General features: G+C 42.3%; 12 protein-coding genes and 2 pseudogenes. 5 read left to right on the plus strand and 9 right to left on the minus strand.

Features of this window, described 5'->3' with window-relative positions; genetic code table 11:
• Positions 1-62: 62 nt before the first annotated feature.
• From H539_RS0126700 to H539_RS0126730, 6 genes and pseudogenes are all read right to left on the minus strand, one after another.
• The gene (locus tag H539_RS0126700) at positions 63-1,145 is read right to left on the minus strand and encodes an undecaprenyldiphospho-muramoylpentapeptide beta-N-acetylglucosaminyltransferase (RefSeq protein ID WP_026696071.1); all 1,083 of its coding nucleotides are present in this window, start codon (positions 1,143-1,145) and stop codon (positions 63-65) included.
• Positions 1,146-1,298: 153 nt separating this feature from the next.
• A complete protein-coding gene (gene opp3b / locus H539_RS0126705) occupies positions 1,299-2,219 on the minus strand; it encodes an oligopeptide ABC transporter permease (RefSeq protein ID WP_026696072.1) in 921 nt (306 codons plus the stop codon).
• A 209-nt stretch (positions 2,220-2,428) separates the two neighbouring features.
• A pseudogene (locus H539_RS33005) lies at positions 2,429-2,527 on the minus strand (DNA-binding response regulator); the annotation flags it as partial.
• Between the two features lie 263 nt (positions 2,528-2,790).
• Positions 2,791-3,885, minus strand: a complete 1,095-nt coding sequence (gene ribD / locus H539_RS0126720) for a bifunctional diaminohydroxyphosphoribosylaminopyrimidine deaminase/5-amino-6-(5-phosphoribosylamino)uracil reductase RibD (RefSeq protein ID WP_026696074.1) — start codon at positions 3,883-3,885, stop codon at positions 2,791-2,793.
• Positions 3,872-4,633: a GTP cyclohydrolase II gene (locus H539_RS0126725; RefSeq protein ID WP_026696075.1), complete on the minus strand. Its 762-nt coding sequence runs from the start codon at positions 4,631-4,633 to the stop codon at positions 3,872-3,874. Before H539_RS0126725 ends, ribD begins: the two co-directional genes overlap by 14 nt.
• A 56-nt stretch (positions 4,634-4,689) precedes the next feature.
• A complete protein-coding gene (locus tag H539_RS0126730; protein ID WP_026696076.1) occupies positions 4,690-5,547 on the minus strand; it encodes a VOC family protein in 858 nt (285 codons plus the stop codon).
• A 139-nt stretch (positions 5,548-5,686) separates the two neighbouring features.
• Here H539_RS0126730 and H539_RS0126735 point away from each other — a divergent pair, with 139 nt between their 5' ends.
• From H539_RS0126735 to H539_RS0126745, 3 genes are all read left to right on the plus strand, one after another.
• Complete coding sequence (locus H539_RS0126735; RefSeq protein WP_026696077.1) at positions 5,687-5,998, plus strand: winged helix-turn-helix transcriptional regulator; 312 nt, start codon at positions 5,687-5,689, stop codon at positions 5,996-5,998.
• Between the two features lie 374 nt (positions 5,999-6,372).
• A complete protein-coding gene (locus H539_RS0126740; RefSeq protein WP_026696078.1) occupies positions 6,373-6,906 on the plus strand; it encodes a cysteine hydrolase family protein in 534 nt (177 codons plus the stop codon).
• A 64-nt stretch (positions 6,907-6,970) separates the two neighbouring features.
• Positions 6,971-7,321, plus strand: a complete 351-nt coding sequence (locus H539_RS0126745) for a hypothetical protein (protein ID WP_026696079.1) — start codon at positions 6,971-6,973, stop codon at positions 7,319-7,321.
• Positions 7,322-7,356: 35 nt separating this feature from the next.
• Here H539_RS0126745 and H539_RS0126750 read toward each other — a convergent pair whose 3' ends face one another.
• Positions 7,357-10,536 (minus strand): DEAD/DEAH box helicase, encoded by a 3,180-nt coding sequence (locus tag H539_RS0126750; RefSeq protein WP_026696080.1) that lies wholly within the window; start codon positions 10,534-10,536, stop codon positions 7,357-7,359.
• Between the two features lie 348 nt (positions 10,537-10,884).
• Between H539_RS0126750 and H539_RS0126760 the strand changes: the two are divergent.
• Together H539_RS0126760 and H539_RS29845 are read left to right on the plus strand one after the other, a co-directional pair.
• Positions 10,885-11,022, plus strand: a pseudogene (locus H539_RS0126760) (YozQ family protein); the annotation flags it as partial.
• A 168-nt stretch (positions 11,023-11,190) separates the two neighbouring features.
• Positions 11,191-12,021, plus strand: a complete 831-nt coding sequence (locus H539_RS29845; RefSeq protein WP_051348825.1) for a patatin-like phospholipase family protein — start codon at positions 11,191-11,193, stop codon at positions 12,019-12,021.
• A gap of 38 nt (positions 12,022-12,059) precedes the next feature.
• Here H539_RS29845 and H539_RS0126770 read toward each other — a convergent pair whose 3' ends face one another.
• Together H539_RS0126770 and H539_RS0126775 are read right to left on the minus strand one after the other, a co-directional pair.
• Positions 12,060-13,511 (minus strand): alpha-amylase, encoded by a 1,452-nt coding sequence (locus H539_RS0126770; RefSeq protein ID WP_026696082.1) that lies wholly within the window; start codon positions 13,509-13,511, stop codon positions 12,060-12,062.
• Positions 13,512-13,656: 145 nt separating this feature from the next.
• A complete protein-coding gene (locus tag H539_RS0126775; protein WP_026696083.1) occupies positions 13,657-14,496 on the minus strand; it encodes an STAS domain-containing protein in 840 nt (279 codons plus the stop codon).
• Between the last annotated feature and the right edge of the window lie 120 nt (positions 14,497-14,616).

Raw genomic sequence — 14,616 nt, forward strand, 5'->3', positions numbered from 1 at the left:
ATCCCTTTTAAAACAAGGTCTGGAACTGCTGTTCCAGACCTTGTTATTGAATCAATATGGTTTTATCGCTGTAAACGGACGTTTTCGATCTCCTCAAGAAGGATATCAAGGGCATGCCCCTCTTTAGAATGTTCCATCGCAGATGAGAACGTTTCTTTTTCATGAAGAAGTTTTTCGAGTCCTTCTGCAAGTGCATCCTTTGTAAGATCTTCTTCCTCAAGTGTGATAGAGAATCCTTTCTCTTCAAACGATTGAGCATTTAAGATTTGGTCACCCCGGCTCTGTGATTTGCTTAGAGGGATGATAAGCATAGGAATCTTTAAAGCCAGAAATTCAAAAATCGCATTAGATCCTCCCCTAGTCAGAATAAGGTCGGTAGCTGCGAGAACGTCGGGAAGCTCATCATGGAGATATTCATATTGTTGATATCCCTTTACCCCATTGAGATTTGGATCCAGATTTCCCTTCCCGCATAAATGAATGATCTGATATTGAGGCAATAACTCATCAAGTGACTGCCGTATCACTTCATTGATTTTTCTTGCCCCAAGGCTTCCGCCCATTACAGTTAACACTGGAAGGGTGTTGCTGAATCCTGCAAAGTCCCTCCCTTTGCGGCTGGAACCGGAGAGTACTGCCTTTCTAATGGGGGAGCCAATCGCCATGGTTTTATGTGCCGGAAAATATTTAACGGTTTCATCAAAGGATGTGAAAATTTTGGCGGCAAACTTCTGCGAAATTTTATTGGCCAGTCCCGGAGTCATGTCGCTCTCATGGATATAGACGGGAATACGCAGAGTCTTGGCGGCGATGATAACAGGTACAGAGACAAATCCTCCTTTTGAAAAGATCAAATCGGGTTTAATTTTCTTAAGAACTCTTCTTGCCTCAAAACAGCCTCTGCAGACCCTGAAAAAATCGATGAAATTTTCTGCATCTATATATCTTCGTAATTTCCCGCTTGAAATCGCATGGTATGGTATATTGATTTTTTGGACCAGGTCCTTCTCGATCCCTTTTTTTGACCCGATATATTGGATATCCCATGTTTCTTCTGACAGCTCATGAATGATCGCCAAATTGGGCGTTACGTGTCCAGCAGAGCCTCCGCCCGTGAACACAATCTTTGATTTTGTAGCAGCCATATTGCCTCCTGTTGTTTTTATCCGTATTAGGATTCCTCTTTGTCATTTTATATGAAACAGACTTAAGAAACAGCCCTTTTATTTATCGAAATATAAAAAAACCGTTGATGATTCCTTTTATTAAAGGATGAATCAACGATTTTAATAAAGATGCTATTTTGCCACACGTATCCGCGGGTCAATCAGCCCATACATAATATCCACTATGAAAATGATAAAAATAAACAGGACACTGAAAAAGAGGGTAGTTCCCATAATAACCGTATAATCATTCATATTTATAGACCGTACAAACTGTTCGCCGAGCCCCGGAATGGCAAATATGTTCTCGATGACAAGAGAGCCAGTCATAATGCCGACAGCAAGTGGTCCGAGAATGGTGATAACAGGAATTAGAGCATTTCGTACTCCATGCTTGAAAATGACACCCCATTGGCTGGTTCCTTTAGCTCGTGCCAGGAGAATATAATCTGAACTCAGAACCTCCAGCAGTTCGGTTCTCAAAAACCTGGAAACCTGTGCTGTGACTGATCCCGTTAAAGCAAGTGTAGGCAGGATCGTATAACTGAAGCCTTCCCAAAGGGCTACCGGAAATAAATCAAGCTTCACACCAAGGATATACTGCAGAAAGCCTGCCAAAACAAATGCAGGGATTGAAATTCCAAGAACCGCGATGGCATTGGACAAATAATCAAAAATAGTATTATGCTTGACAGCCGCTAAGATCCCAAGAATCATTCCAAGAAATGTTCCCAGTACCATAGCCTGGAAGCCCAGAAGAGCAGAAGCTCCTATTCTGTCGCCAATCAGCTGGGTGACAGGACGGTTATCATACTGGAAGGAAACGCCGAGATCCCCTTTCACTAAATTACCTAAATAATGAATATACTGGACTGGCAAAGGATCATTCAGCCCGTACTTTTCATTGATGATGGTCACCTGCTCGGCCGTTAATCTTTCCTGGTTTTTTAAAGGTGAGCCTGGCAGAAGCTTCATCATGAAAAAAGTGATCGTTGCGATGATAAATAAAGTGATGAGCATATAAGAAATCCGTGTTAAGGTATACCTGAGCATCTTATCCCCCTTAATTCTCTATTTTTCCCAATAATATCACATGAAGTTAAATTATGTAAATATTTAAAATATACACTCGAAAAAGGCAGTTTATCTCAACTGCCCTTCCAGGGAAACGTTTAAATGAAGGTATCGGTGCAGTTATTTTTCTTAATCAGATACAGGGGAAGAGAGGAATCTGAAATAGGTCCGGTTTTCTTTTTCCTTTATCCGTTAACCGCCACACCCGCTATTTCGAACTCATCAAAAGAGGTTAAAATAATCTTCATCCCTTCCCTGATAAATGAATTATCATCGGCAATCAATATGGTAATTTTCTTATTATTTCATCTTGCATGTACAGCTCTCCTTTACTAAGGAAGTCCTGCTAAATGAATTCGATTTTTCATTGGAAAATTCCTTTTAGGATCTTTGGAATTATAGTATGCTGCGTCTTTTGTTTTTTTCAGCATGATAAAGTACTTTACCGCAGTAAACGAAAAATGAAGATACAGCTCTAAAAAGCACAAAAGAGGCCCGGAACACTCCCGAGCCTCTGCTGCCGACCTTCCGAGCCAGCTAGTATATAAACTTAATCATGATAAACAGGATATCCTGTAAATTTATAATCTCTGCCAATTTGAATAATATCGGTCCTTGTTAATTCAATAGCATCTTTCATGAGTTCGATCCCATTTCCTCCAAGGAAGGAAGGCGCCATCTTTCCACCGACCAATTTGGGTGCAAAATAGATGACTGCTTTATCCACGAGACCTGCGTGTAAGAAAGAGGCATTCACTGTTCCACCGCCTTCAATCAGGACGGAGGAAATCAAGTTTTCACCAAGAGTAACTGCTACTTCTTCCGGATTTATCCTCCCAGCTGATTCAGACCTGAATATTTTGATCCCCATGGATTCCAACTGTTTCTGCTTTTCAGGGTCTGCATCACTTGAAGTGAAAATCCAGGTTTCAGCAAGCTTGTCTGTCACGACTTTGGAATCCTCTGGAGTCCTCAGGCTGGAATCCAGGATGATCCGGACCGGGCTGCGTCCATTGGGAATACGGGAGGTAAGTTCAGGATCATCCTCTATGACGGTATTCACACCGACGAGGATTCCCATATGCTCGCTCCTGAGCTGGTGGACGTCCTTCCTTGCCTCCTCAGACGTAATCCATTTGCTGTCATAGGTGCGGGTGGCAATTTTCCCATCAAGAGTGCTGCCGGCCTTCATCGTAAAAAACGGCTTTTTCTGGACGATGAACTTATTAAAAACCTCATTCATTTCCATTGATTCCTGCTCTCTTATCCCTGTAATGACTTCGATGCCTGCATCCTTCAGGATCTTCACTCCATTACCCGAAACAAGCGGATTTGGGTCCAGGGCAGCAATCACCACTTTCTTAATGCCTGCTTCCACAATGGCCACGGCACATGGACCGGTACGTCCATGATGAGAACAGGGTTCAAGCGTTACATATATCGTCCCGCCTCTGGCCTTGTCCCCTGCCATTCTGAGCGCATGGATTTCTGCATGAGGCTCTCCTGCCTTGAGATGAGTTCCCACTCCGACAATCCGATTGTCATTCACTATGACCGAACCCACCAAAGGATTCGGGTCTGTCTGTCCTTTCATGGCGCGGGCATTATTCAATGCAAGGTCCATATAAAACTCATGATTCGTCATGTAAATCATCCTCGATATCATTAAGATGGCCGGAACGCTGTACTTTTGTCTGGAGGTACTTCTCATTGTATTCGGACTTGTCTCCCCATAGAGGCTGCCGGCCGGTTACTCCAAGCCCGGATGCCCTCAAGGCTTCAAGCTTCTTCGGATTATTGGTGATCAGAGTTACAGGTTTGCTTCTTAGTGCTTTCAATACAGCAATGGCATCGCTATAATCTCTTGAGTCATCTACAAATCCGAGGGCCTCATTGGCTTCTACCGTATCCAGGCCATTTTCCTGAAGGATATAAGCCATTGCCTTACTGAATAAGCCGATACCCCTGCCTTCATGATTGGCCAGATAAAACAATGCTCCTGTTCCCTGTTCGACAATCATTTTCATGGATTGCTTTAACTGGAACCCGCAGTCACATCTCTTGCTTCCAAATATATCGCCAGTATGGCAGATCGAATGCATCCGGATCAGTGCTTCGTCAGAGCTTTCAAAATCTCCATATACCAAGACGCTGGATTGCTGCAGCTCGGCAAGATTATAAGCCGACAGCTTGTCGATAATTCTGCCGTAATCCTCTTCTGCTTCTTTTGTCTTCAGCCAGCAGTACCAATTAAAAGAGACTGTCTCACCGTATAAATTGACTGGAAGTTTTATGGGTCCAACCAAATATATAAATTCCTGCTTATTCTGTATGATTTGTATTTTATCAGCCAAAACTGAAAGAATTTTTGGATCCATCTGTGTTTGTATCATAGTAATTCCCCTTTAATCCCTGTTTAATGAGATATCTTTATTGCATGATCTAGTGCTTAATCATTGGAAACGGATAATACAAGGGAGTTTCCTGATGGGTCATCGGTCTTAAGAAGTCCGTTTTCCTTCATATATTCATATCCGTTTTTTTGCAGCCGACTTTCAATGGCTTCCAATGTGTTCTGGTCAGGAATTGAGAGAACAAATGCTTCCATCCCGATACTCCGGCTTGATGGTTTTGGTGCCCCAACGCCATTCCAGGTATTCAGGCCAATATGATGGTGATACCCTTCTGTGGAAATGAACAGGGCATGGCCTCCGTATGTGCTGACAATTTTGAATCCAAGCATATCGCAATAAAATTTCCTGGCTTCCTCAAGATCCGCAACATGTAAATGAATATGTCCCATAATCGTATCCGGAGAAATACCGTTCCATTCAAGATCCTTTCCTGCCAAAAGGACGCCTTCTGCATCCATAGGCTCCGTAACCATCATAACTTCTCCACTGTCCCACTTCCACTCTTGAGACTTCCGGTCTGTATATATCTCAATCCCATTTCCGTCGGGATCTGCCAGATAGACGGCTTCACTGACAGAATGATCAGAAGCACCCTGCAGCGGATAGCCGGTTTGAAGGAGATTCCTAAGCATTTTACCAAGCTCTGCCCTGCTTGGCACCAGTAAGGCAAAATGATAAAGTCCGGTGGTACGGGCCATTTTCGGCTCTGCATCCTTTACTTCAATTAACGAAAGAAGAGGTACCCGGCCATCCGCCGTCAATTCTGCTCTTCCTTTTTCTTCTCTTAAAACCCGCAAGCCAAGCTTCTCTTGATAAAATGTTAAAGAACGCGGTAATTCCTTTACTCTTAATTGGATATGCTTTACATATATATTTTTATCATGGAAACTCATGTCTTTACTCCTCAATTAATTTTATTTTTATAGTTACTTACTTTATGTAAGTAATTATATTTTTGTTACTCACTTGCGTCAAGTATGCATTTTACAAAAAATAATTTAGTTATATAATAGAGAAAGGGAGTGATGAATCATGGATACGCCGCAGTTATGTCCGAGATTTGAAAAAGCCATGAGCATAATGAGCCAGCGCTGGACAGGTTTAGTGATTTACCAGCTGCTAAACGGTCCACAGAGATTTTGCAATATAGAATCAGCCATCGGGATCAGCGGCAGAGTTTTATCAGACCGTCTCAAGGATCTCGAAACTGAGGGGATCATTAAAAGGGATGTTTTTCCTGAAACCCCCGTCCGGATTGAATATTCGTTAACAGACAAAGGCCTTGCTCTTCAGCCTTTAATGAAAGAAATAGAGAAATGGTCGCAGGATTGGCTCCAAATATAAGTTAAGCGAATATTAAGGTAAGATTGGCATAATCCTCTGTAGACCATTTATTTTATGTAAGATTGGAAGGAACTTCAGTGAGAACCTCTCGCATTTTCTTTTATATATTATGCTGTATACTAATAGCTCTTATTTCATTTTGGTTTGAATTTAATATCATCTTTTCCGTTTCATTTTTTATAGCCATTTTTCTGCTCGCCGTTCTATTGTATAAAATGTTTTTCTTTATTTTACGGCGCTGATTTTATTATGAAAAAGGAGGGTGCTTCAAAGGATTAAGACTTTGGGGTACCCTTTTTTTGTAATAAAACTATTGCAGACACTGACATATAAAAGTATGATAGTAGAACAAATGTTCTTAACGGAGTGATCTAATGAAGAAAAAAGCTTTGTTGATTATTGATGTCCAAAAAGGAATGTTCCAGGCTGATGAGCCCGTATGTAATGGAAATGGACTTTTGCTCGTGCTCAAAAACTTAATTGAAAAAGCCCATGCGGCAGATGTACCCATCTTTTATATCCAGCACAATGCATCCAATGGGCTCGTACCTGGTACGGAATGTTGGGAAATACATAATGAAATTTTTCCTCAGGAATACGATTATATCATTCAAAAACATTACCCGGATTCCTTCCTTAAAACGACTCTTCATGCCAAGCTCCAGGAACTGGGAATTGAACATCTGTTTTTAACAGGAATCCAGACGGAAGTATGTGTGGACACGACCAGCAGAAGTGCGTTTAGTCTCGGTTATGATGTGACACTAGTCAGTGATGCCCACAGCACATGGAATTCTGGAAATCTTTCTGCTCAGCAGATCATAAGCCATCATAATTCTGTGTTACGCTGGTTCTGCGATATCAAACCGTCCGAAGAGATAAGCTTTAAATGGATGAAACTCTTATGAAATATTGAATTATTTACTTCACACAAGCACATTCTAAAATCAGACTTTTAGGAAAGGAAAGGACATGGATATTTCTTCACTTGAGTTTACAGGTGTCCCGATACATCATATTTTCCCTCCCGAATATGAGAATTTGGGGCTGTATGAGTATACCTCTTATTTCGAACAACGCTTTATTGTCTGCATCAGGGTGGGTCAAAAGGAAATAAAAACAGACGGAATGATCCGTCTGCATATTCGTCCTGATTTATACAAAATAGAATTTCCTCAACCGGTTCAGGGAATTGGCCCTGTTAAGATGAAGAAGCTGAAAAACATGATTGAACAAAAGTTCTCCCGCAGCTTTTACGAAAATGTACAAAGAGCTGGTGTACACCCAGAGATTATTCATGGAAGATTTCCACGGGACCGATGAGAAAAAAGAACATCTTAGCCATCCTTTTGGTAGTATCATGTTAGAAGGTCATGCAGATCCTGCTCTGTAATCAGGAAATCAGACTTTTTGCCTGTGGAAATCACTTCATCAATCAATTCCCTTTTTTTATCCTGCAAATCATTAATTCTTTCTTCAATCGTTCCCTTTGCAATGAGCTTGATGATTTCAACTGATTTTGTCTGCCCCATCCTGTGAGCGCGGTCTGCAGCCTGCTCCTCTACCGCAGGATTCCACCATGTATCGTAAAGAATCACTGTGTCGGCACCTGTCAGGTTTAATCCAGTTCCCCCTGCTTTTAGAGAGATAAGAAACACATCACCTTCTCCATCGTTAAACCGCTGGCATAGCTGTAGGCGTTCCTGAGAGGGTGTTGCTCCATGAAGATAAAACCAATTCATGCTGCCCTTCACGGCCAATTCCCTGCTGATAATTTCAAGCATTTTCGTAAACTGAGAAAATACCAGCACCCGTCTCCCGGAAGACTTGGCTTCCGACAGGATCTGCATAAGCTGGCGGAGCTTGGAAGAGCCCTCCTTATAACCTTCCACAAATAAAGCTGGATGGCAGCAGATCTGCCTGAGCCTGGTAATACCAGCCAGAATTTTAATCCGATTCTTCCTAAGCGTCTCTTTATCCAGATGCTTTAGTGTATCGTGACGAAGCTTTGCCAGGTATGCACTGTACAGCTTTTTCTGCGGAGGCGATAATCCTACAAAGCTCAGAGATTCTATCTTCTTGGGCAGCTCCGCCAAAACGTCCTCCTTCACTCTTCTCAGCATAAATGGCTGGATTCTTTCGGATATTGCCTTTTTTGTAAGATTTCCGTATTCGTCTATGCTGTTAAAAAGCTCGGGAAAAATTACATGATAGATGGCCCAGAGCTCCTCAAGAGAGTTCTCGATAGGAGTCCCTGTCAGAGCGAACTTATGATCCCCCCTCAGCTTCTTCACTCCTCTGGCCGTCTGGGTAGATGGATTTTTAAAGGCCTGTGCCTCATCAAAGAAAATGGTATGGAAGGTTTGTTTTTCATACAAGTTTAAGTCTTTGATCAGCAGAGGATAGGAGGTGATGAGTGCATCCCATTCATCTATATTTTTCAGCAGCTCTTCCCGTTCTTTTTTCACCCCATCGATCACCGCTGCCCTGATATCAGGGGAAAAATGCAGCATTTCACTTACCCAGTTATAAGTTAAGGATGAAGGGCAGACAATTAAAACGGGCTGTTTTTTCTTGCGGATGGCCGGAAGCTCAGAAGATATATAAGCAATGCTTTGGATGGTCTTCCCAAGACCCATATCATCAGCAAGAACTCCCCCGAACCCGAAATGGGCCAGGTTCTTAAGCCATTTAAATCCATTTGCCTGATAATTCCTTAGAACAGCAGAAAACTCATGAGGTATTTCCCACTGTGTTTCTGCAGGATTTTTTAGCAGTTTCATCCATTCTTTAAAGGATTGGTCCTGTACAATGGTTTCTGCGCCATGAACCATCTTCAATCCTTGAAGAGGTTCGACCCGAAGAGGGAATTCTTCATGACCTTTTGGAAGAGCATGTATAAAACGGGCTGCTTCCTGGAATTCCTTGGTTTCCAAGGATAGGAGAGCTCCATTTCTTAAACGGTAATATTTCCGCTTTTCCTCCAGTGAAGCAAGGACCTCGCGGATTTCCTCATCTGAGATTCCTTTTAGCTCGAAGGTGAATTCCAGCCAGTTCATCCGCTCCTTGTAGGTTTTCACCCTGATTCGAGGCTTAGCTTTATCTTTGAAGATTCGGTTCCTTACTGCTGTTGTAGCATAGACCTGTCCCAGCTTTTCAAAGTGAGGAAGCATATGGTATAGAAATGTGTATTCCAGCTCCTCGTTCTGCATAAAAAAACCTTCATCTGTCTCAGTAAAGCCGCTCTCTTCCATCATTTGCAGAATTTCTTCTTCCACGGCCGTGTTTCGATATACAAGGGTTTTGATATCCATTCGATCCATTGGATTGATGATAATAGGCCCATAATGAAACTCAAGCCCTGCCAGGAGGCGATTCCCTACCCTGTCCAAGAATAGCTTTGCAGAAAGCCCCGGGACTTCGCCTGCAGCAGATAAGCCATTTGGCAGACGCACTTCACCAAGCTGTCTCAGTCCTGGAACCACTTGTTTAAGGAATACATCCATCTGGTTTTTCGATACCGGTATTTTATCCTTTTCAGCATGCGACACTAACTCCGTCAGATTTTTAAGAACCTTATAGTTTTTTTCGTCTAATACTGATATCCTTCCATTGGACAGTACCTGGCTGTATTCATCCAGCATCCTGATATTCTTGAGGCCGTGAATATCTAAATGGAATCCCCCGCTGGGATCCGTTGTTACCTCAAATGTAAGAGGAAGGCTTTCCATGTTCTTGATAGATTGAAAAGTATGTCCTTCATACCTAAGCTCTGCTGAGCCGGAACATTCAAGAGCGATTGAAAGCTCCTTCCAATCGGAAGAAGGGGCAAAAATCAAATGAGATTTGTCTTCTCCTTGCCTGTTTTCCCCGTTTTTATAAAATCTTCTATTACTGGAGATAGAGATAAGCTGTCTGATGACTGTATCCGCTTCTTCAGGAAAAAAATGATGCTGCGGGTCATACTGGATGTCCGAACTCCAGGCATATGGCCTGCCTTCACTGACAGCGGCAAGAAAATCCTCTATCTTTTTCACTCTTGTTTGATTGATTTCTATGGAAATGCCAAAAACATTCCTTCCGTCTCCCAGGGAAACGAGTTCACAAATGAAAACCGGCTCGAGTCTGACCCTGGATTCAAAGTGGACCATTGACCCGCTCGGAGGTGCGGATTCCTTTTTGAACAAAGAAATCAAATCCTCAAAGGGCTGAACTGCTTCAGCTTCTTTATTGAGAAGATATTCGGGAAACGTACTTTTACGCTGATGTTCCATAATGGAGAGCAGAACAGCGGCTGTATGCTGGCAGTCTTTCTGGAAGGAAGCAAGGGATGGACATGAACAGGATGTATGATAGTCTCCCCTCTTTAATACTACTGACACTTCAAAATCCTCTGTCCCTATTACTTTTGCTTTCCAGCTGTCCTCACTAAAGGATTGGAAGATGACCTTTCCCGCCCGGAAAAAAGTCTCTCCCCTTTTATATGAAATTCTGCCGCAGCGTTCGATTATCCATTTTTGTGTAATTTTTTTATCCAATCTATTTCTCCTAGCCTTTATAAACATGATAAGTCCAAAACTAGATATTATTATAGCATTTATTCCAGCTCTCATCCCAAGCTGCCAATACATAAATTTGATCTTTTACTTGTTCAAATAAATATTCCATATGCAGGTTGTCCCTTCTTAACACTAACCTTATCAAGGATAAGGCAGAACATACGTTTTTTAACTACTCTAACACATCTTTATGGAATAAACTATTTGAACTTTTTTTATATTCTCTTTTCAAGTAAAACAGCGGATTAACCACATACTGCCTTAAAAGGAGGCTGAAGAATGAATAACGATAAACAGGGCCGCAGCGGATCAGGTTCTGCAGAGATTGCCGGAAGGATTTTTCATTCATCCGATTATGATGAAACCACCCAGCTTGAGAAAGGCTTGGCAGAAACACATGAACAAATCGGAGATGATTACTTCGAGGGTACTGCTGATAAGCTATTGGGTGCTGAAAAAGAATAGTTTTATATGTGGTTTTGCAGTCAAACCCTGCTTCATCAACATACACTTTTCACTACATCGTACAGACTCAGGTGATTCTGCCTGGGTCTGTTTTTTGATTACGTTTTGTTTACACTTTCGGGTGGTAAAGCTATAAATCACAAATCATTTTAAAAGGAAGCTGGTTTTATGGAAACAGGTCTTGCCCTTGCTGGCGGAGGTATTCCTGGCTGCGCCGCAGTTGGTGTGATCAAAGCATTTGAAGAAGAGGGAATTACGATTACCCATATTACCGGCACAAGTTCCGGCGCAATGGTGGCTGCCCTTTATGCCTACGGGTACCGGGGGGCTGAACTTGCCTCCATCATCCCGCAGCTGAGCAGAAGATATTTGGATATTGATTGGAAGTCTCTTTTGCTGCGTGCCTTATTCCTTCAGCCTTCCTTCGAAGGATGGCTGAAAGGAAGCAGACTGCGCACTCTGATCGCCAGTCTTACAAAAAATGAAGACATCTCATCGATCCATCTTCCCTGCGGAATCGTAGCTTCTGACTTGAATACTGGCACTAAGGTGGTCTTTACCCAGTCAAAAGGGATCGAAAATAGTATAACAGAAAACGTCACCATTGCTGATGCGGTACGGGCTAGTTTTGCCATTCCTGTCGTGTTTCAGCCCTTGCGCCTTTCAGATAAGATTTTGATTGATGGCGGCGTACAGGAAAATTGCCCTGTATCTCTCTGCAAGCGTTTAGGAGCTAAGCATGTGGTGGCAGTAGACCCGATCAGCCCTATAGCAGATATTCCCCTTCCTGCCCTTGGTACATACAAGCTCCTTCATAAAATTGTTTATATGAATTTAAAGCAGCAGATGCAGACTGAATTGAATCGTGCAGATTACCTGCTGCAGCCGGAAACGGGGTTTATAGGGGCCTTTCAATTCAGAAAGGCTGCTCATTGTATGGAGGCGGGCTACCAGGCTGCAAAAGGGCAATTACCCAGGATAAAAGAAATGCTTGCTTAAAAAAACTAGAGCCCGCTGAGATGGGCTCTAGTTTGCTTTTATTTTAAAGCCCAGACTGATACCGAACCAGCTTTGACCGGGAATACGGCGAAGCCTTCTTCATCGATTTTTATGGTACCTTCACAATTATAGGTAAGATCTGACCATTCTTCTCCGCTGCGGTGAGTACCTACATACATCTTCTTTTCTCCATCGTCACCGTTAGAGACGACAACCGCACAACCTGATTTTTCAATCTCCTCTGTTCCCCTTCTGACCCATCCGATTGTATTGGGATGGTCAAAATAATCATCCTGCTGTCCGTAGGCTTTGTGGTATCGAGCGGATAATAGCATTTCAATCTCTTCTTTTTTTCCAGGGATCGGCTCCTCTCCCCCAATTCCATAGTAATCCCCGTAGAAGACGCATGGATATCCTCCCTCACGGAGAAGGATCAAGGAATACGCGATGGGTTTAAACCAATCCTCCACCCAGGATTCCAGTGCTTCCCTGGGCTGGGTATCATGGTTGTCCACGAATGTAACAGCATTAAGAGGATGGGAATGGACGATCGTATCGTCGAAAATCGAGGCCATATTAAAGTCCCTTCCCGCTTTAGAAGCTTCATGAAGTTTATAATGAAGTGGAACATCAAATAAATCGATTTGGTAATCAATTTCATCGAGATACTTTCTGCATTCATTTAAATCCGGATTCCAAAACTCCCCTACAAAGTAAAAGTCATCTCCTTTATGATTCCTGACTTCTTTTACAAATGTGCTGATAAACTTCTGGTTAATATGCTTGATCGCATCAAGTCTGTACCCGTTACAGCCTACCTCTGTACTTAACCATCTGCCCCAATGAAACATTTCTTTGATAACATCGGGATGATCATAATCAATGTTTGCGAACATTAAATAGTCATAATTGCCAAATTCATTGTCAACATGTTCATTCCAGTCTTTATTTTCCCCTAAAATCTTGAATACCCCGGTTTTCCCTGTCTTTGCATCATAATCTGTCCCATTGAAATGAACGAAACTCCACTGAAACTCTGAATATCGTCCATTCCGTCCGGGAAAGGTGAATTTTGTCCAGCCCTCAATTTCAAAGGGCTCGGACAGATCTTCATTCCGATTCAGAGGATTGACTTCGACTACCTGGAATAGCTCTGTCTCATCAGCCCCTGCTTTATGATTCATGACGACATCCACATAGACATTGAGCCCCAAGTCCCTGCAAGTAAATACAGCATCAATCAGTTCATCCTTAGTCCCGTATTTCGTTCTGACAGTTCCTTTTTGGTCAAATTCCCCGAGGTCATAGCCGTCATAGATCCCATAGCCGTTATCATCTGCAGAAAGCCCCTTTGTAACGGGCGGCACCCATATAGAATCTATGCCGATCTTTTTTAATTCGGGCACTTGTTCCTTGAGTCTTTTCCAGTGGTTTCCGTCGGCATTCACATGCCATTCAAAAAATTGCATTAGTGTTGAATTTCTTTTCATTCCTTTTCCCCCGACCCTTTAGCATTTTAAAATATAAAAATTAAAAAGAATAAATTCAAAATACCCGCCCTGAGAATGGAATAAACCCTTTAAACAAAATAAAAACCGCGTAGAACACGCGGCTTTGGATGAAGCTTCTCTGTAATTATGTTAAATCGGCAGAACTGATCGCACTTGAAAGTGTCGATTTAACGGAAATATGATCAAAAGACAGACCAAGCTGGACGGCAGTCTGGGCGATTTCCGGCCTCACTCCTGAGAGGGTCGTTTTGACTCCGAGAAGATTCAAGGCTTCAATGAGCTGGAACAGCTGGTGTGCCACCATTGTATCGATCATAACCACCCCGGAAAGATCCAGGAATAATTGATTGACGCCAAGCTTCGCACATTGCTTCAGAGTATTTTCAATCATGAATTTAGCACGGGCGGTATCGATATCCCCCACTAAAGGAAGCAGCGCAATTTCCCGGCTTAAAGAGATGACAGGCGAACTCAGCTCAACAATCAGTTCCTGCTGTGCATTCAGTCTTTTTTGTGAATGATTGTTATGTTCTTCCGTAAACCAGATCATGATTCTGCCAAATGTCTTGATGGTGATTCTATACCAGGACTCTATTTGGCTTTTTGAATACTTATTTACATTAAGACGGATAAATTCCGTAAGCAAGTCCAAATACTGATCCTGTGTCCTGAAGAATTCCCGTAAGATATCCTGGATGGGAGTTACAAGATGTTCTTTATCCTGTGCGACAGCAAGAACCCATTTTTCAAATTCCTTGAAGAAACTGGCTTCATCTTTTTGGAAAACCTCGATAAATCTCTTATGAAATTCATGGTTTTGCTGCTTGAGCCCCTCCACTACGGATGGATCTTGTGAAGCATAAACACCGGATACACTGTTCCTATCAAGGTCTGCATACCAATTCTCCGTCAGCTCCCAGGTTTTTTTATGCAGGAACTCATATAGCTCTTTATTTATATGCATAAGTAAATTCCACCTTAGTTTATGTAATTAAAAATCCCTAAAAATATAGGGATGATTCAAGTATTTCTTAATAATCACTTACATTCTAACGTATTTGGCTGGTCTGTGTCGATTCTGAGG

This window comes from Peribacillus kribbensis DSM 17871 (genome assembly GCF_000430765.1).
GTDB classification, from domain to species: Bacteria; Bacillota; Bacilli; order Bacillales; family DSM-1321; genus Paraperibacillus; species Paraperibacillus kribbensis.